The 19,805-nt window shown below is 33.2% G+C and carries 18 protein-coding genes; 12 read left to right on the top strand and 6 right to left on the bottom strand.

The annotated features are described in order from the left end of the window. The first annotated feature begins 119 nt into the window (after positions 1-119). The gene (gene clpB / locus JX000_RS08910) at positions 120-2,726 is read left to right on the top strand and encodes an ATP-dependent chaperone ClpB (protein ID WP_206140637.1); all 2,607 of its coding nucleotides are present in this window, start codon (positions 120-122) and stop codon (positions 2,724-2,726) included. A 175-nt stretch (positions 2,727-2,901) separates the two neighbouring features. On the opposite strand, the gene JX000_RS08905 is transcribed toward clpB, so the two are convergent. After that, on the bottom strand, positions 2,902-3,093 hold the full coding sequence (locus tag JX000_RS08905) for a YjzD family protein (protein ID WP_002450785.1): 192 nt from the start codon (positions 3,091-3,093) through the stop codon (positions 2,902-2,904). 314 nt (positions 3,094-3,407) lie between these two features. Here JX000_RS08905 and JX000_RS08900 point away from each other — a divergent pair, with 314 nt between their 5' ends. Both JX000_RS08900 and fabF read left to right on the top strand, forming a co-directional pair. Continuing rightward, on the top strand, positions 3,408-4,349 hold the full coding sequence (locus tag JX000_RS08900) for a beta-ketoacyl-ACP synthase III (protein ID WP_002450784.1): 942 nt from the start codon (positions 3,408-3,410) through the stop codon (positions 4,347-4,349). Positions 4,350-4,360: 11 nt separating this feature from the next. Next, complete coding sequence (fabF, locus tag JX000_RS08895; RefSeq protein WP_002450783.1) at positions 4,361-5,602, top strand: beta-ketoacyl-ACP synthase II; 1,242 nt, start codon at positions 4,361-4,363, stop codon at positions 5,600-5,602. A 44-nt stretch (positions 5,603-5,646) separates the two neighbouring features. Here the strand turns inward: fabF and JX000_RS08890 are convergent, their stop codons facing one another. Beyond that, entirely contained in the window at positions 5,647-6,027 is a 381-nt protein-coding gene (locus JX000_RS08890) for a DUF3899 domain-containing protein (protein WP_075778084.1), read from the bottom strand. A 201-nt stretch (positions 6,028-6,228) separates the two neighbouring features. Here JX000_RS08890 and opp3b point away from each other — a divergent pair, with 201 nt between their 5' ends. From opp3b to JX000_RS08865, 5 genes are read left to right on the top strand one after another with little or no spacing between them, the layout of a single operon-like run. Then, complete coding sequence (opp3b, locus tag JX000_RS08885; RefSeq protein ID WP_075778085.1) at positions 6,229-7,155, top strand: oligopeptide ABC transporter permease; 927 nt, start codon at positions 6,229-6,231, stop codon at positions 7,153-7,155. Beyond that, the gene (gene opp3C, locus JX000_RS08880; RefSeq protein WP_075778086.1) at positions 7,155-8,213 is read left to right on the top strand and encodes an oligopeptide ABC transporter permease; all 1,059 of its coding nucleotides are present in this window, start codon (positions 7,155-7,157) and stop codon (positions 8,211-8,213) included. Before opp3b ends, opp3C begins: the two co-directional genes overlap by 1 nt. Before the next feature lie 15 nt (positions 8,214-8,228). Further along, positions 8,229-9,308: an ABC transporter ATP-binding protein gene (locus tag JX000_RS08875; RefSeq protein ID WP_075778087.1), complete on the top strand. Its 1,080-nt coding sequence runs from the start codon at positions 8,229-8,231 to the stop codon at positions 9,306-9,308. Beyond that, complete coding sequence (locus JX000_RS08870) at positions 9,301-10,242, top strand: ABC transporter ATP-binding protein (protein WP_075778088.1); 942 nt, start codon at positions 9,301-9,303, stop codon at positions 10,240-10,242. Before JX000_RS08875 ends, JX000_RS08870 begins: the two co-directional genes overlap by 8 nt. A gap of 20 nt (positions 10,243-10,262) precedes the next feature. Further along, a complete protein-coding gene (locus JX000_RS08865) occupies positions 10,263-11,918 on the top strand; it encodes a peptide ABC transporter substrate-binding protein (protein WP_075778089.1) in 1,656 nt (551 codons plus the stop codon). A gap of 58 nt (positions 11,919-11,976) precedes the next feature. Here JX000_RS08865 and trpS read toward each other — a convergent pair whose 3' ends face one another. Further along, the gene (gene trpS / locus JX000_RS08860; protein ID WP_075778090.1) at positions 11,977-12,966 is read right to left on the bottom strand and encodes a tryptophan--tRNA ligase; all 990 of its coding nucleotides are present in this window, start codon (positions 12,964-12,966) and stop codon (positions 11,977-11,979) included. A 286-nt stretch (positions 12,967-13,252) separates the two neighbouring features. Here trpS and spxA point away from each other — a divergent pair, with 286 nt between their 5' ends. The 4 genes from spxA to pepF all read left to right on the top strand — a co-directional run bounded on the left by spxA (position 13,253) and on the right by pepF (position 17,588). After that, positions 13,253-13,648 carry a transcriptional regulator SpxA gene (spxA, locus tag JX000_RS08855; protein WP_002450775.1) on the top strand — a complete coding sequence of 132 codons (396 nt, stop codon included), beginning with the start codon at positions 13,253-13,255 and terminating at the stop codon, positions 13,646-13,648. A 262-nt stretch (positions 13,649-13,910) separates the two neighbouring features. Then, positions 13,911-14,630 carry an adaptor protein MecA gene (mecA, locus tag JX000_RS08850; RefSeq protein ID WP_002450774.1) on the top strand — a complete coding sequence of 240 codons (720 nt, stop codon included), beginning with the start codon at positions 13,911-13,913 and terminating at the stop codon, positions 14,628-14,630. Positions 14,631-14,748: 118 nt separating this feature from the next. Next, positions 14,749-15,735, top strand: coding sequence for a competence protein CoiA (locus JX000_RS08845; protein WP_075778091.1), 987 nt, complete (start codon positions 14,749-14,751; stop codon positions 15,733-15,735). Positions 15,736-15,779: 44 nt separating this feature from the next. Then, a complete protein-coding gene (gene pepF, locus JX000_RS08840) occupies positions 15,780-17,588 on the top strand; it encodes an oligoendopeptidase F (protein ID WP_075778092.1) in 1,809 nt (602 codons plus the stop codon). Positions 17,589-17,919: 331 nt separating this feature from the next. Here pepF and yjbH read toward each other — a convergent pair whose 3' ends face one another. The 3 genes from yjbH to JX000_RS08825 form a co-directional block, all read right to left on the bottom strand. Further along, entirely contained in the window at positions 17,920-18,723 is an 804-nt protein-coding gene (gene yjbH / locus JX000_RS08835) for a protease adaptor protein YjbH (RefSeq protein ID WP_002450771.1), read from the bottom strand. 16 nt (positions 18,724-18,739) lie between these two features. Then, a complete protein-coding gene (locus JX000_RS08830; RefSeq protein ID WP_107536170.1) occupies positions 18,740-19,111 on the bottom strand; it encodes a truncated hemoglobin YjbI in 372 nt (123 codons plus the stop codon). Between the two features lie 89 nt (positions 19,112-19,200). Then, a complete protein-coding gene (locus JX000_RS08825; RefSeq protein WP_002450769.1) occupies positions 19,201-19,782 on the bottom strand; it encodes a CYTH domain-containing protein in 582 nt (193 codons plus the stop codon). Positions 19,783-19,805 lie beyond the last annotated feature (23 nt).

Below are 19,805 nucleotides of genomic sequence, written 5' to 3'. Positions count from 1 at the left end.
CTTAAGTTGTTGATAATTTATTAGAAGGGGACTATAATGTAGTTAAGGTCAAAGAAAGTCAAAGTCAAATCGAAAATTTTTACCTTTGACCGACTCTAAAATGATAGAGGTGAATACAATTGGATATCAATAAAATGACATATGCTATACAAGGTTCATTACAAAGAGCCATTGAGTATAGTAAAGAATTTGAATTACAAAATATCGAAATTGAAGCAATTTTAAAAGCGACATTAAATGAAAATGAAAGTTTAATTAAGAGTGTTCTAGAACGTGCAAATATTGATGTAGAAGAACTAGAAAAAGCTTATGATAATAAATTAAAAGCTTATCCAACTGTACAAGGAGATAATGTACAGTATGGTCAATATATAAGTGCAAAAGCGAATGAATTGATGAATAAATCTGAAACATATATGAACGAATATGATGATGGATTTATTTCAATGGAGCATGTGCTTCGTGCAGCGATGGATATTGATCAAACTACACAAAACTTTATAGGTAATAAAACTGAAGTGGTTAAAGAAATAATAAATAAAATAAGAGGGGGAAATCATGTGACTAGTCAGAACCCAGAAGTAAATTATGAAGCATTAGAAAAATATGGACGTGACTTAGTAGAAGAAGTACGTCAAGGTAAAATGGATCCGGTCATTGGCCGTGATGAAGAAATTCGTAATACAATACGTATATTAAGTCGTAAAACAAAAAATAATCCTGTATTGATTGGTGAACCAGGTGTTGGTAAAACGGCGATTGTTGAAGGATTAGCACAACGTATTGTTAAAAAGGACGTACCTGAATCATTATTAGATAAAACCATTTTCGAACTTGATTTAAGTGCATTAGTTGCAGGTGCTAAATTTAGAGGTGAATTCGAAGAGCGCTTAAAAGCAGTACTTAAAGAAGTTAAGGAATCTGATGGTAGAATTATATTATTTATAGATGAAATTCATATGTTAGTAGGCGCTGGTAAAACGGATGGTGCAATGGATGCAGGAAATATGTTAAAACCAATGTTAGCACGTGGTGAATTACATTGTATTGGTGCTACAACATTAAATGAATATAGAGAATATATTGAAAAAGATTCAGCTTTAGAACGTCGTTTCCAAAAAGTGGGTGTCAGTGAACCAGATGTAGAAGACACAATATCCATTCTACGTGGTTTAAAAGAACGCTATGAAGTGTATCATGGTGTACGTATTCAAGACCGTGCATTAGTTGCAGCAGCAGAACTTTCCGACAGATATATTACTGATAGATTCTTACCAGATAAGGCTATTGACTTGGTTGACCAAGCATGTGCAACGATTCGTACGGAAATGGGATCAAATCCGACTGAATTAGACCAAGTGAACCGACGTGTAATGCAATTAGAAATTGAAGAAAGTGCATTGAAAAATGAATCTGACAATGCTAGTAAACAACGTTTAGAAGAACTTCAAGAAGAACTTTCAAATGAAAAAGAAAAACAAGCGTCATTACAATCACGTGTAGAACAAGAAAAAGAAAAAATTGCGAAACTACAAGAAAAACGAGCAGAATTAGATGAAAGTAGAAAAGCATTAGAAGATGCACAAACTAATAATAATCTTGAAAAAGCAGCAGAATTACAATATGGTAAAATACCTCAATTAGAAAAAGAATTAAAAGAATTAGAAGATGTTTTCCAAGATGAACAAGGCGAAGATAATGATAGAATGATTCGTGAAATTGTATCTGATGAAGAAATTGGTGATATCGTTAGTCAATGGACTGGTATACCAGTTTCTAAATTAGTTGAAACAGAAAGAGAAAAATTACTTCACTTAGGTGACATTCTTCATAAACGTGTGGTTGGACAAGATAAAGCTGTAGACTTAGTATCAGACGCAGTTGTACGTGCAAGAGCAGGTATTAAAGATCCGAATAGACCTATCGGTAGTTTCCTATTCTTAGGACCTACAGGTGTAGGTAAAACAGAATTAGCTAAATCATTAGCAGCATCACTATTCGACTCTGAAAAACATATGATACGCATTGACATGAGTGAGTACATGGAGAAACATGCAGTGTCTAGATTAATTGGTGCCCCTCCAGGCTATGTAGGCCATGATGAAGGTGGTCAATTAACTGAAGCAGTAAGACGTAATCCTTATTCAGTTATCTTACTTGATGAAGTAGAGAAAGCACATAGCGATGTGTTCAACGTATTACTTCAAATATTAGATGAAGGTCGATTGACTGATTCTAAAGGTAGAAGCGTGGACTTTAAAAATACAATTATTATCATGACTAGTAATATCGGTTCACAAGTACTATTAGAACAAGTTTCAGAAACAGGAGATATTAGTGAATCAACTGAAAAAGCAGTCATGGATAGTTTACATGCTTACTTCAAACCTGAAATTTTAAACCGTATGGATGATATTGTGTTATTCAAACCATTATCAGTAAACGATATGAGTATGATTGTCGATAAAATATTAGGTCAATTGAATATGAGATTAGTTGATCAAAGAATTTCCATTGAAGTAACTGACGAAGCGAAAAAATGGTTAGGTGAAGAAGCTTATGAACCTCAATTTGGTGCACGTCCATTAAAACGATTTGTACAAAGACAAATTGAGACACCATTAGCTCGTATGATGATTAAAGAAAACTTACCAGAAGGTACTAAAATAAATGTAGATCTTAATAATGATAACGAATTAACATTTGACGTGACTAAACCAGAATAATCGTGTTAATTCATAAAGAACAACAGGCTAGAAGAGCAATTCTAGCCTGTTGTTTGTATTAAAGTATAAACAAATGAAAGCTGGTAGCGACTATATTAAAGTTCGCTACCAGCTTTTTGTAATTAATAACAAATGTCCTATCTGTTACTAGAGATGACCATTTGTTTAATTTTTATTATTCGTATTGTTCTGACGTACTTTTTGGACTTATTGTAGCAGCTAAGATAGCAACTGCTACAGTAAAGATAACAGCCATGATGATTGGAGATACGACGTTTAACGCACCGCCACCATTTAAACTATTCAATACGAAATTGACCATTTGTAATAAGACTAATGCCCAAATAAATGTCATGAGGTATTTCATTGTATGTGACCTCCAATATAATATATACCTTTATTTTAATAGAAAAATACATGTTTGTATAGAGCGAATCAGAATGTAGTAAGATATATAATCACATTAACGATATATGATATCATTATTAAAATAATCATTAATTTCAGAGATATGATTTGATTTGTATTAAACAAATGCAAATATAGGTTATCATAATAGAATCAGTACTTTATTTTATTTATCATTTAAATGATAAATAAAAGTGATATGCTTGAGTTTAAAAACAGTAATATGTTAAATTAATACCTGGTATTAAAAATTTATTAAGAAGGTGTACAACCATGGATGTGGGTATTAAAGGTTTCGGAGCTTATGCTCCAGAAAATATAGTAGACAATGCCTATTTTGAACAATTTTTAGAAACGTCAGATGAATGGATTTCTAAAATGACAGGAATCAAAGAAAGACATTGGGCAAATGAAGATCAAGATACTTCAGATTTAGCTTATGAAGCAAGTGTTAAAGCAATTAAAGATGCTGGTATTCAACCAGAAGATATAGATATGATTATTGTGGCGACAGCTACTGGAGATATGCCTTTTCCAAGTGTAGCGAATATATTACAAGAACGTTTAGGTACTGGTAAAGTGCCTACAATGGATCAACTTGCAGCATGTTCTGGATTTATGTATTCAATGATTACAGCTAAACAATATATTCAATCTGGAGATTATCATAATATTTTAGTTGTCGGTGCTGATAAATTATCTAAGATCACTGACTTAACAGATCGATCTACGGCCGTTTTATTCGGTGACGGTGCTGGCGCAGTTGTCATTGGCGAAGTATCAGAAGGTCGTGGTATTATTAGTTACGAAATGGGATCGGATGGAAGCGGTGGCAAATACTTATATTTAGATAAAGAAACTGGTAAATTAAAAATGAATGGACGAGAAGTATTTAAATTTGCAGTTAGAATTATGGGCGATGCGTCAACACGCGTTGTTGAAAAAGCAGGTTTAACTTCTGATGATATCGATTTATTTGTTCCTCATCAAGCTAATATAAGAATTATGGAATCAGCTCGTTTACGCTTAGGTATTGAACCAGAAAAAATGAGCGTATCTGTAAATAAATACGGCAATACATCTGCTGCATCAATACCATTAAGTATCAATCAAGAGCTAGAAAACGGTAAAATTAAAGATGACGATACTCTTGTCTTAGTAGGTTTCGGCGGAGGCCTGACTTGGGGCGCAATCGTTATCAAATGGGGAAAATAGGAGGATAACTAATGAGTGAAAATAATAGAGTTGTTATTACAGGTATCGGAGCCTTATCTCCAATCGGTAACGATGCTGAAACAACATGGCAGAATGCATTAAAAGGAGTTAATGGTATCGATACTATCACACGAATTGATACTGAAAATTATAATGTGCATCTTGCTGGTGAATTAAAAGATTTTAATATCGAAGACCACATCGATAAAAAAGAAGCACGCCGTATGGATAGATTTACTCAATATGCTGTTGTAGCGGCTAGAGAAGCGGTCAAAGATTCTCAATTAGATATCAAAGCTAATGCTAACCGTATTGGTGTGTGGATTGGTTCTGGTATTGGTGGTATGGAAACATTTGAAACGGCGCATACACAATTGGTAGAACGTGGACCAAGACGTGTCAGCCCATTCTTTGTACCAATGTTAATTCCTGATATGGCTACAGGCCAAGTATCTATTGATTTAGGTGCTAAAGGACCAAGTGGTTCAACTGTTACAGCATGTGCAACAGGTACTAACTCAATTGGTGAAGCATTTAAGATTATCCAACGTGGTGATGCAGATGCAATGATTACTGGTGGTACTGAAGCACCAATTTCTCATATGGCTATTGCAGGATTTAGTGCAAGTCGTGCATTATCTACAAATAATGACAAAGAAACGGCATGTCGTCCATTCCAAGAAGGTAGAGATGGATTTGTTATGGGTGAAGGTGCAGGTATTGTGGTAGTAGAATCACTAGAATCTGCAAAAGCACGTGGTGCCAAAATTTATGCTGAAATTGTTGGTTACGGTACAACAGGCGATGCTTATCATATTACTGCACCAGCACCAGAAGGTGAAGGTGGTTCTAGAGCAATGCAAGCTGCATTAGATGATGCAGGTATTGAAGCAAAAGATATTCAATATTTAAATGCGCACGGTACAAGTACACCAGTAGGTGATTTATATGAAGTACAAGCCATTAAGAATACATTTGGCGATGCAGTCAATAATTTAAAAGTAAGTTCTACTAAATCAATGACTGGTCATTTATTAGGTGCTACTGGTGGTATTGAGGCAATCTTCTCTGCACTTTCAATTAGAGATTCTAAAATTGCACCAACGATTCACGCTGAAACACCAGACCCAGAATGTGATATAGATTATGTTCCGAATGAAGCGCAAGACTTAGACATTACACATGCAATGAGTAATAGTTTAGGATTCGGCGGACATAATGCAGTATTGATATTCAAAAAATTTGAAGATTAATAAATATAAAGCGCAAGTGTGAATTACATCGCACTTGCGCTTTTTTACATATTGAATGAAATAATTATTGTGATTAAAACTAAAACGAAATGTATAAGCAGGTTAGGGAACACCCATGAGGAAATCATGTAGTGTTCTTTTTTGACGTGTTGAGGATTTAAAAAGCTATCATCTTCCATGCTACGTTTTCTTGAAGTAGAGGAAAGTTGATATTTTAAACGTCTAAATCCATAGCTTGTTACATCGAAGATACCTTCTTGAACTAATAAAATAATAAACAATATGATGAAAAACACTAATGAAACATAAAATAAGACATTGATGTACTCGACCCATGTATGTTTGGTCCATAGCCAAAAAATAAAAGAAATGAATAGAGTTATTAGTAATGGATAGAGATAAGATTTAATTAATTTCAATAACATCACTCCGTATCGTATTGGTTTTAGTTTACATTAATCAACTTATTCTGAAAACAAAAAAATTCTATTTTATAAATTGCTTTCTTTATTGCATTAACGCAAAACTATATTGATTTTACATGTAAGTTACAGATATAATACTAATAAAGTATTCTGAATATTTTGAAGGGATTGTCAATTGTGAAAAATAAATGGGGGGATTAGATGAGAAAATACATCCTTAAAAGATTAGGTTATATGTTTTTATCATTATTCATCATTATTACAATCACATTTTTCTTGATGAAAATGATGCCAGGATCACCATTTAATGATGCAAAATTAAATGCTGATCAAAAAGCGATATTAAATGAGAAATATGGGTTGAATGACCCCGTCGCAGTGCAGTACGTACACTATCTAAAAAATGTTGTGACAGGCGATTTTGGTTATTCATTCCAATATCATAATCAACCGGTTTGGGAATTGATTAAGCCAAGATTAATACCATCATTTGAAATGGGATTAACGGCAATGATTATTGGTATTATCGTTGGACTCATTTTAGGAATTGCTGCAGCTACAAAACAAAATACATGGGTGGATTACACGACGACTGTGATTTCAGTTGTTGCAGTGTCAGTACCATCTTTCGTATTAGCTGTATTATTACAATATGTGTTTGCAGTACGTTTAAGATGGTTCCCAGTTGCAGGTTGGGAAGGATTTTCTACAGCAGTGTTACCTTCACTCGCTTTATCTGCAGTAGTATTAGCAACAGTTGCCCGATACATACGAGCTGAGATGATTGAAGTATTAAGTTCAGATTATATTTTATTAGCACGAGCAAAAGGTAATTCAACGATGAGAGTGTTGTTCGGTCATGCGTTAAGAAACGCTTTGATACCCATCATTACGATATTAGTTCCAATGTTAGCAGGTATTTTAACTGGGACACTTACCATTGAGAATATCTTCGGAGTACCTGGATTAGGGGATCAATTCGTACGTTCGATTACTACAAATGATTTCTCTGTCATCATGGCGACAACGATTTTATTTAGTACATTATTTATCGTATCTATTTTTATCGTAGATATCTTATACGGCATTATCGATCCTAGAATTCGTGTTCAAGGAGGTAAAAAGTAATGACAGATAAAAGAATGGATAAAGATTACTCAAATGCAGCAATGTCACATACCTCTGAAGGGGCAGTTTCTACGGATTTTGTATTAAGAGAATTAGATTTAAATCAAGAGCCAGAGTTACAACGTGAAAGTAAAAACTTCTGGCAAGATGCGTGGGCGCAATTAAAAAGTAATAAACTAGCTGTTGTTGGTATGATTGGACTGATTTTAATTGTGTTATTCGCCTTTATTGGACCTCTAATGAATAACAGAGATTATGCAGAACAAAATGTTGAACATCGAAATTTACCAGCGAAAATACCAGTATTAGATAAAGTGTCATTTTTACCATTTGATGGTAAGGGAACAGATGGCAAAGATGCCTATAAAGAAGCACATGCTAATGAAAATTATTGGTTTGGGACAGATCAATTAGGTCGTGATTTGTGGACAAGAACATGGAAAGGAACACAGATTTCATTATTCATTGGTATTGTTGCAGCAATATTAGATATCTTTATTGGTGTGACTTATGGTGCTATATCAGGCTTCTTTGGTGGTCGAATTGATAATGTCATGCAAAGAATCCTAGAAGTTATTGCGTCGATTCCTAATCTAATCGTCGTTATTCTCTTTGTATTGATCTTTGAACCTTCGATTTGGACTATTATTTTAGCGATGTCCATCACAGGTTGGTTAGGTATGAGTCGTGTTGTTAGAGGTGAATTCTTAAAATTAAAGAACCAAGAGTTTGTACTTGCTTCTCAAACTTTAGGTGCATCTAAATTCAAACTTATATTCAAACATATTTTGCCTAATACATTAGGTGCAATTGTTGTTACATCTATGTTTACTGTACCAAGTGCTATTTTCTTCGAAGCGTTTTTAAGCTTTATTGGTATTGGTGTACCAGCACCACAAACATCATTAGGATCACTCGTCAATGATGGACGTGCAATGTTATTAATTCACCCGCACGAATTATTTATACCAGCAATCATTTTAAGTTTATTAATTTTATTCTTCTATCTATTTAGTGATGGATTACGTGATGCATTCGATCCGAAGATGCGTAAATAAAGGAGGGGCATGTATATGGCAGAGAGAATTTTAGAGGTCAATGACTTGCATGTTTCGTTTGATATTTCTGCAGGTGAAGTTCAAGCTGTCCGAGGTGTAGACTTTTACCTGAATAAAGGGGAAACATTGGCAATTGTTGGAGAATCAGGTTCTGGCAAATCCGTTACGACTAAAGCAATCACGAAGCTATTCCAAGGGGATGCTGCTCGAATTAAACAGGGAGAAATTAACTTTTTAGGGGAAAATTTGGCAAATAAAAGTGAAAAAGAATTAATCAAATTGCGCGGTAGAGATATCTCAATGATATTCCAAGATCCAATGACCTCTTTAAACCCAACGATGCAAATTGGCAAACAAGTTATGGAACCATTAATTAAACATAAAAATATGAGTAAATCTGAAGCTAAACAACGCGCATTAGAAATTTTAAATCTAGTTGGATTGCCAAATGCTGAAAAGCGTTTTAAAGCATACCCACATCAATTTTCAGGTGGTCAAAGACAAAGAATTGTTATCGCAACAGCACTGGCATGTGAACCCAAAGTATTAATCGCTGACGAACCGACGACAGCACTTGATGTAACAATGCAAGCGCAAATATTAGATTTGATGAAGGAACTTCAACAGAAAATTAATACTTCAATTATTTTTATTACACATGATCTAGGTGTTGTAGCAAATATTGCTGATAGAGTAGCTGTTATGTATGGCGGACAAATGATTGAAACAGGTAATGTTGATGAAATCTTCTATGGTCCTAAACACCCTTATACTTGGGGATTATTATCATCAATGCCGGATTTAACAACAAGTAATGATACAGATTTAATTGCGATTCCAGGGACACCACCAGATTTATTACATCCACCAGTTGGAGATGCATTTGCTAGACGAAGTCAGTATGCATTAGATATTGATTTTAAAGAAGAAGCACCATGGTTTAAAGTATCACCTACACATTTTGTTAAGTCGTGGTTGTTAGATGAAAGAGCGCCTAAAGTTGAACCACCATTAGCGGTTCAAAAACGCTCAAAAACTTTACCTAACCGTTATGCACAACCCATCAAAGTAGAGAGGGTGGCGTTTAATGATTAAACAAAAAACGAAATTATTAGAAGTAAAACATTTAAAGCAATATTTTAACCAAGGTAAAAAGAACGAAGTTAGAGCAATTGAAGATATTTCGTTTGATATTTATAAAGGTGAAACTTTAGGTTTAGTTGGAGAATCAGGTTGTGGTAAATCAACTACAGGTAAAGCTATCATTAAATTAAATGATATTACTAGTGGAGAAATTATTTATGATGGTACGGATATACATAATATTCGTAAACGCCAAGATATGTTGAAATTCAACAAGAAGATTCAAATGATCTTTCAAGATCCCTATGCGTCTTTAAACCCACGTCTAAAAGTCATGGACATTGTTGGAGAAGGTATAGATATTCATCATTTAGCTACTGATAAACGAAATCGTAAAAAGCGTGTATATGATGCATTAGAAACAGTAGGCTTAAGTAAAGAACATGCGAACCGTTATCCTCATGAATTTTCAGGTGGACAACGTCAACGTATTGGTATAGCAAGAGCATTAGCGGTAGAACCAGAATTTATCATTGCTGATGAGCCGATTTCAGCATTAGACGTTTCCATACAAGCACAAGTCGTCAATATAATGTTACGACTACAAAGAGAAAAAGGGATTACGTTCTTATTTATTGCCCATGATTTATCAATGGTTAAATATATTTCTGACAGAATAGCTGTGATGCATTTTGGAAAAATTGTTGAACTCGGACCTGCAGATGATATATATAATCATCCTTTACATGACTATACGAAGTCATTATTATCAGCGATTCCTCAACCTGATCCAGACGTTGAAAGACAAAGAAAACGGATTACATATGAAGCAAGCAATGCAGATGATCAAAATAGACAATTGCACGAGATTCGACCAGAACACTTTGTCTTTGCAACTGAAGCGGAAGCAGAAAAATTAAAACAGCATGTTAATACAGAAGGATAATTAAAGGGAGGGGGATACGTATGAGAAAATGGATAACACTGATTGCGATTTTTATCATTTCATTAAGCACCTTATCAGGGTGCAGTAACAGTAAAAGTTTATATTCAGATGAGGGTCAAGTATTTAGAAAAGTTATACCACAAGATATGACTACATTAGATACAACCTTGATGACTGAGTCAGTGTCAAGTGATGTTGCGGGACAAGTATTTGAAGGGCTATATACAATGGATAAACGTGATCAAGCAGAGCCAGCTGTTGCAACAAAATTTCCTAAGAAAAGTAAGGATGGTAAAACACTGACTATTAATTTAAGAAAAGACGCGAAATGGAGTAATGGGGACCCAGTTACTGCAAACGACTTTGTTTTCGCCTGGAGAAAAGTAGTTGATCCTAAAACTGGTTCAGAATTTGCGTATATTATGAGTGATATAAAAAATGCGGATCAAGTTAATGCCGGTAAAAAGCCAGTTAAGGATTTAGGTATCAAAGCGCTAAATAAATATAAACTACAAGTTAAATTGGAAAGACCGGTGCCATACATCAATGAGTTGTTAGCCTTAAATACTTTTAATCCTCAAAATGAAAAAGTGGCTAAAAAATATGGCAAAGCATATGGTACTACTGCTGATAAAGCAGTTTACAATGGACCATTCAAAGTAGTGAATTGGCAAGTTGAAGATAAAATCCAATTAGTAAAGAATAAAGACTATTGGGATAAAAATAATGTTAAACTTAGTCGTGTAAATTATAAAGTACTTAAGGATAACCAAGCTGGAGCTGCCTTGTATGATACCAATTCTGTTGATGATGCAATAATAGCTGCTGAACAAGTGGATAAATATAAAAACTCAGTTGCACTAAATAAAAGATTGACAGCTGGTACGTTCTTCATTAAATTGAATGAAAAGCAGGTTCCTGAATTTAAAAATAAACATTTAAGATTAGCGATTTCAAAAGCAATTAATAAAAAGCAATATGTTAAATCTGTATTTAATGATGGGTCTTTAGCATCAAATAATTTTACAGCTTTTGGAACTTCTAAAACACCCGAAGGTAAGGATTTCGCCAGCACTATAAATTCTCCATTGAAATATAACGAAAAAGAGGCTAAAGAAAATTGGAAAAAAGCAAAAAAAGAACTAGGTAAGAAGAAGGTGACGTTTACATTAAATGTACAAGATACACCTGTTCAAAAAATTTCTGCGGAATATATTAAGTCTCAGATAGAAAAAAATTTACCAGGAGTACAAATGAAGGTAAAACAGTTGCCATTTAAACAAAAGACCAATTTAGAACTTGCAAATAACTATGAAGCTTCTTATGCAGGCTGGGTACCAGATTATCCAGATCCAACCGCATTTTTACAAACAATGACAACAGGTAATCCACAAAACAACACTGACTGGAGTAACAAAGAATACGATAAGCTAATAAAAGATGCCAATGGTAAATTGCTTCAGAATGAAGATGAAAGAAATGCAACACTTCAAAAAGCAGAAGGAATTTTGCTAAATGATGCACCTGTTGCACCAATTTACCAAAAAGGTGAGGCTCATTTAACCAATCCTCAAGTAAAAGGATTGGTGTACCATAAGGTAGGTCCTGATACTACATTAAAAGATGTGTATATCGATAAATCGATTGATAGAGAAACTGGTAAAAAGAAAAAATAATATAATTAAAAAGCACTGAGGAATGACAACCTCAGTGCTTTTTCGCGCAGTGAATTAATTATCTTTTACGACCAAGACCCATTGCTTTTTCCATTTTTTTCAATGTTTTAAATGAGGCTTGATGTGCCTTATCTCTACCTTTATCTAGGATATCATCAAGTTCATCAGAGTTATAAAATGCGTCGTATTTTTCTTGGAAATCAACTAGGAATGATTTAACTATTTCTGCTAAATCACCCTTGAATTTTCCGTAACCTTCACCATCATATTTCGCTTCAATTTCTTTAATAGGTTCGTTAGTTAAACCAGAATAGATTGAAAGTAAATTAGAAACCCCTGGTTTATTATCACGGTCAAACTTAATAATACCATCTGAATCAGTAACAGCACTTTTAATTTTTTTAGCTGCTACATTTGGTTCGTCTAATAATGAAATGAAGTTCTTTTGATTATCATCACTTTTACTCATTTTTTTAGTAGGGTCTTGTAAACTCATCACACGACCACCCACTTTTGGCATACGGATTTCTGGTTTAATTAATACGTCATTATAACGACTATTAAATCTATCTACCAAATTACGTGTTAATTCCATATGTTGTTTTTGATCTTCACCAACAGGAACAATATTAGTATTATAAATCACTATATCAGCTGCCATTAAAGGTGGATAAGTAAGTAATCCAGCTGGGACGCCATCAGTTCGTTTTTGAGCTTTATCTTTAAATTGTGTCATACGTTCTAATTCACCAATTGAAGCTATTGTAGTGAGCATCCATCCTGCTTGAACATGTGCAGGTACTTCAGATTGAATGAATAGGGTAGATTTGTCAGGATCAATACCTGAAGCTAGATATATTGCTGCGAGTTGTCTAATTTGTTTGCGTAATTTCAAACGGTCTTGAGGTACAGTGATTGCATGTTGATCAACAATACAGAAGAAACAATCATAATCATTTTGTATTTCTTCAAATTGTTTTAATGCACCTATATAGTTACCAATTGTTGGTATACCGCTTGGTTGAATGCCTGAAAATAATGTTTCCATATTAGATGCCTACTTTCTCAAATATTATTTATCTCTCATTATAACAGTATTTCTTTAAATTGTAAGTTGTGTTAAAATGAATGTATATCTAAGTATTAAATAGTTTGTGAGATAATTTTGAATAATTTCAAGATTTCTCAGAAAAATTAGGATTTTCTCATTTAATTTTAATGTTAGATGGTTATAATATATATTGTAAGGTTAAGAAAGCAAATAATAATCATTTCTTTAATCTATAACTAATTTAAAATTAATGAATGAATCCATTTATAGGAGAGTGAGATGTATGGTAACATTATTTACTTCACCAAGTTGCACATCTTGCCGTAAAGCGAAAGCATGGTTACAAGAACATGACATTCCATATACGGAGCGTAACATTTTTTCTGAACATTTAACAATCGATGAAATTAAATTAATATTAAAAATGACTGAAGACGGAACTGATGAAATTATTTCAACTCGTTCTAAAACATACCAAAAATTGAATGTTGATATTGATTCTTTACCATTACAAGATTTATATTCAATTATTCAAGATAACCCAGGTTTATTACGTCGCCCAATCATTTTAGATGATAAACGTTTACAAGTAGGTTATAACGAGGATGAAATCAGACGTTTCTTACCAAGAAAAGTCCGTACGTTCCAATTACAAGAAGCTCAACGTTTGGTTGACTAATAACTTTAATAACTATGTGATTTTATCACTTTACTAAAAGATATTAAGACAACACTATTGTTAAATGGTGTTGTCTTTTGTGTATGCTTTAAAAAGTAAATCGAGAATAAATGCGCTGTTTTTTAGCATTAAAATAGGGAATATGTTAATATAAGAAGCCATCTTAAGAATAGTTAAATTTAATCAAACAAATAGATTGTAATTTGAGTCACGTTCTAATACAATATGGTTACTATTCATCGACTGTAAGGAGTGAGATGATATGAGAATAGAACGCGTTGATGATACAACAGTTAAATTGTTTATAACATATAGCGACATAGAAGCACGTGGTTTTAGTCGTGAAGATTTATGGACTAACCGCAAACGCGGTGAAGAATTCTTCTGGTCAATGATGGATGAAATTAATGAAGAAGAAGATTTTGTCGTTGAAGGACCATTATGGATTCAAGTACATGCCTTTGAAAAAGGTGTGGAAGTGACTATTTCTAAGTCTAAAAATGAAGACGCCATGAATATGGCCGAAGATGGTAATTTTGATCAATTTGATGACCAAGTAAATGAACTTTTAGCTCAAACACTTGAAAGCGAAGATAATATCGAAAATATATTTGAACAACGTAATCAACAAAAGAAAGCGCAACAAGAGCAATCTCAAAGACAACGTAAACAAGCCAATATTCGTACAGTGATTGTAAAATTTGAAGACTTAGAACAAGTCATTAATTATGCATATCACAATAATCAAAGTGCTGATGAGTTTGAAGATTTACTTTATATGGTTGACTCACAATATTACTATGCTATTCATTTTGATGACACGGTCGATCAAGAGACAATTAACGATAGCTATAGTCAATTATTAGAATTTGCATACCCAACTGATAAAACAGAAGTATATTTAAATGATTATGGTAAGATTATTATGAGCCATAACGTTACTTCACAAGTGCGTCGTTACTTTACTGATGCAGTTGAATAATGATAATAGAGTGATTTTAACGAGACATATTGATGTCTCGTTTTTTTATATTTAAGGAAACGATAATTGACACAAGTAAATTGAGGGTTTGCTTCGTTGAAATATATGAGGTGAACTGATGTTAGTAGCTATAAATGAAAATCATGAATATGTGTTAGCAAAACAAGCAATAAAGAATAGGAACTATTACTGTCCACATTGTAGAACGAAAGTAATTTTAAAAAATGGGGCGAAAGTAAAAGCGCATTTTGCGCATATGGATCCATGTAAGCTATGGCGTTCAAAAGGGGAAAGTGCATTACATTATCAAACTAAATACAAAATTGCCGCAATGTTTAAAAGGGTGAACTATAATGTTGAAATTGAACCATATTATGAAAATATACAACAGTTCCCTGACATCGTAGTTAATTCATCATTTGCGATTGAAGTACAATTTTCTTCCATTCCTTTGTCTGAAATTCAAAAGCGTACCGTAGGGCTAATGAGTGTCGGACTTAGACCAGTTTGGATTATCGAAGATATCAAATACAGAAACGGTAAATTAACATTAAATAACCAGCAAGCCAGTTTTATAAATGCGATTCATAGGTCTTTGTACACATGGCAAGAAAAGTGTTGCCAATTAATTAGATATTCAAATATCCAAAATATTGGAGGGAGACAATTTCGTGCAACAAGGACCATTGTTGAAGATGTGGCAACAATACTGACGGAAAAAAGACATAACAATATGGCATATTATAAGTTAGATGAAAGCTTGATAACTCGATATATACAATACTGTCGTCGTAAGAATTCGGTATTAGAACCCACTTTAAGTGCTATGTATCAATTGCGACTTAATGACAAACATGTCATTCAACAGTTTGGTATCATTATCCCATTACAAATCTTTATCAAAACACATCCAATTGAATGGCAACTACAATTTCGACTTTTAGAACTACGTGACGAATTGACGTGTCAGAACATAGATACTGTGATTAAGTTACGACATTTTGCATATCATCATTACAGCAAATCAATTCTGTTAAATAAAATAATAGAACAGTATCAAAATGCACGAAAATCGAATTGTAATGACGTGCAAATTATCTATTAAAATGAGAAAATTAAGTTATTGATTATTTCGAGGAGGTTTACATGATGAGTCAACAATTATCTAGAGAAGAACAGGAACGTAAATATCCTGAATATACATGGGATTTAACAACGATATTCCCAAGTGATGATGCATTTGAAGCGGCATTTAAAGATGTCGAAAATGACATCGGTAAAGAAGAACAGTTTAAAGGTCACCTAGGAGATAGTGCAGATACTTTATATCAAGCATTAGCATTAGAAGATGAAATAGGCACCAAATTAGAAAAGGTATATGTCTATGCCCACTTAAAACAAGACCAAGATACTGCCAATGATCAATACACAGGAATGGAAGCACGTGCACATCAATTAATTATTAAATTTAGTTCAGCATGGAGCTTTTTAGTACCAGAAATTTTACAACTTGATGAAAAGACAATTCAAACGTTTATTCAATCAAACGATAAATTAAAACAATATGAATTTGATCTACAACTCATCAATGAAAAGCGCCCACATATACTAGATGCTGATACTGAAAAATTATTGACTGAAGCACAAGATGCATTATCTACGCCTTCAAATGTATACGGTATGTTCAGTAATGCAGATTTAGAATTTGAAGATGCTATAGATAAAGATGGTAAAGCACATCCATTAACACAAGGTACGTTTATCAAATATCTAGAATCAGATGATCGTGTTTTAAGAGAATCTGCATTTAGAAATGTATATAAAGCTTATGGTTCTCATAACAATACGTTAGGCGCGACATTAGCAGGTGAAGTGAAGAAAAATGTATTTAACGCGCGTACACATCACTATAAATCTGCTCGTGAAAAAGCTTTGAGTAATAATCATATTCCAGAAGAAGTCTATGATAACCTAGTGAAAACTGTTCACAAATATTTACCTTTACTTCATAGATATACGCGTTTAAGACAAGAGTTGTTAGGCATCGATGACTTAAAAATGTATGATTTATATACACCATTAGTGAAAGACGTTAAATTTGAAATGCCTTATGAAGAAGCTAAATCATGGATGTTAAAAGCACTTGAACCAATGGGTGAAGAGTATTTAAATGTGGTTAAAGAAGGATTGGATAATCGCTGGGTTGATGTTTATGAAAACAAAGGTAAACGATCTGGTGGATATTCATCTGGTGCACATTTAACAAATCCATTCATCTTATTAAATTGGTCAGATACAGTTTCAGATTTATATACTTTAGTTCATGAATTTGGTCACTCAGCACATAGTTATTTCAGTCGTCAAAATCAACCATCCAATCTAAGTGACTATACAATATTTGTAGCTGAAGTAGCATCTACATGTAATGAAGCTTTATTAAGCGATTATATGGATAAACATTTAGATGACGACAAACGTTTATTATTATTGAATCAAGAACTCGAACGCTTTAGAGCGACATTATTCCGTCAAACCATGTTTGCAGAATTCGAACATAAAATTCATCAAATAGAAGAAGCAGGGGAACCATTAACTCCAACTCGTATGAATGAAGAGTATGCCAAACTGAATAAACAATATTTTGGAGATGCAGTTGAAACAGATGAAGACATTAGTAAAGAATGGTCACGAATTCCTCACTTCTATATGAATTATTATGTATATCAATACGCAACAGGTTATAGTGCTGCACAAAGTTTAAGTCACCAAATCTTAACAGAGGGACAACCAGCTGTTGAAAGATATATTAATGAATTCTTGAAAAAAGGTAGCTCAAATTATCCAATTGAAATCTTAAAAAATGCAGGTGTAGATATGACATCACCTGAACCAATTGAGCAAGCTTGTGAAGTATTTGAACAAAAATTAGATGCTTTTGAAAAACTTATGAAAGCTTAATATGATTGAATTCGCTTACATTATGAACAGATTGTGACAATTTAAATTTAATCAAACTCAAAGGTTGAAATGGGCTATACGTCGTGTTATATTATGAACATGAAATTAATCACATAACAAACATACCCCTTTGTTTGAAGTGAAAAATTTCTCCCATCCCCTTTGTTTAGCGTCGTGTAATCAGACACGGCGTTTTTTTATTTGTCTTAAAATAGGTAGTAGGCAATATACATAAATTATTCAAATTATGAATAAACAAAAAATCAGCACAACAGATATCAAATAATCTGTTGCGCTGATTTTTAAATATTGATAGAGCCAAGATAGAATTTCAACATTTAGGCATTTTAGATTTCCAAAACTTGCCGTCAGGATAATTTAATTTTTCCACTTTCTGTTGAAGCATGAGTTTTTTCAATTCTTTATTTAATAATTTTTCAGGCCACTCATATATTGTGAGTAACTCTTCCATTGTCACAAGTTGCTTCTGTTGTATATATGTTTCTAACTTCGGTGGCAAACTCTTTTCGATTGGCGTTCCCATAAGTTCATTGATGATGTATGTGTATATGTGATATGGATAAAGCCCTTCAACTTTTAACCCTTCTTCATGCACGTCTTCACTGAAGAATACGAGGGATGGAGACTGTTCTATTTCCATTTCACGTGCTATATGCAAGTCAACTTTTAAACTTTCTGTTAGTTTACTTTTCTGTAAGTCTTCTTTAAACACATCATAATCAATTCCAGCATTTTTTACACAATCACATATCATTTCTTCGGTGATAATATCGCGCTTAGGTATAATTTCATTTTGCATTAAATGTATAAATCGTTCTGCTCTTAAACGGCCTTGTAATTCGGCCGCTTTGTATGCGAGTGCAATATTATCGAAATCAGAGGTGCTTTGTGCTTGGCATTTTGTTAAAACTTTTAATGAAGGATTAAGAATATGTCTAACACGTATATATTGATTATATTCAATTCTTAGTTTTGATAAGATTGCCGATATTTTGAAACAATCTTTACTAAAAGGATCGAAAAAAGAGTAAATTTCTATTTTGCATACAGGTGATAGATCAGTATTTGCATCTTCACGACTCTTATTCTCCATTACTCTTAACTCTTCAGCCATGTCTTTTCACCTACAATTATTTTTCGGAATTCACCATATGATTAGCTGTTAGTCGCAATCTTTCAAATAAATAGTCACCAACCCCAGCAGGGAAGTTAGCATGATTAATTGCTATAGACATATTTTCTAACCAAGCATCGCGCTCATATTCAGTAATCGTAAATTCCATATGTCGTCTTTTCAACATGGGATGTCCATGTTCCTGTGTATATAAATCAGGGCCTCCTAAAAACTGAGTTAAAAATTGTTTTTGTTTTCTACTCGTTTCTATAAAATCACCAGGGAATAAATGATTAATTCTATCGTCTTTTTCTACTAATTGATAAAAATGATCAATCATTAGATATAGTGCATCTTGCCCAATGATGTCATATGGTGTTTTAGGCATAATATCACCGTATTTCATTAATATATATCTAATATAACATGAATTTTTACATTTGAAAGTAATTTGCATTATAGCTTCCGTTGTTGTTGTTACGCTAAATTAGCTTTTCTATTAAAGAAACGTTGGACTTTGTTTAAAGGCTTCTCGTGGGTCATTTGAAATGATTTCAGTAAGTCATAAAACTTTTGTAAACCCTCTTCATAATCATGTACTTCGAATTCTAGCTCGTAATCTTCAGTGCCGAGATATTCACTTTTGTCTAACACAAGAAGTTCATTTTGATAAGATGTCTCCATTCTATATGTAGTTAAAGCGCCTAATATCACTAATGTACCATCTTGAACATCAAAGTCATCCACTAAAATTTGTCTAATCTCGACAGGCAATTGATTGTGATAAACCATTTTGTCAATTTCAGGTTCAAGAGGGACATTAAAATTGTATTCCGTTAAACCTACCTCTGCAGGTACTTTGAGCGTCATCTCATAAGTATTGTCTTTGACTCGAATTCTTAAAGCAGAATAGTGATCTTTGAGTTTGAAATCGGCAGTATCTATATAGTAATTGATCTGTTTGAAAGGTGATTTATCCTTGAAATATTGATCTTTAATATTATTATATGTTGATTCACTAAGTATTTGTTTAAATTCAATTTCATTATTAGTTGCCATTCATTGTAACTCCTCTGCATCAT

The organism is Staphylococcus sp. SB1-57 (assembly GCF_017086425.1).
GTDB classification, from domain to species: Bacteria; Bacillota; Bacilli; order Staphylococcales; family Staphylococcaceae; genus Staphylococcus; species Staphylococcus warneri_A.
Note: the sequence above shows the minus strand (reverse complement) of the source record. Positions and strands in the feature narration are given on the sequence as shown.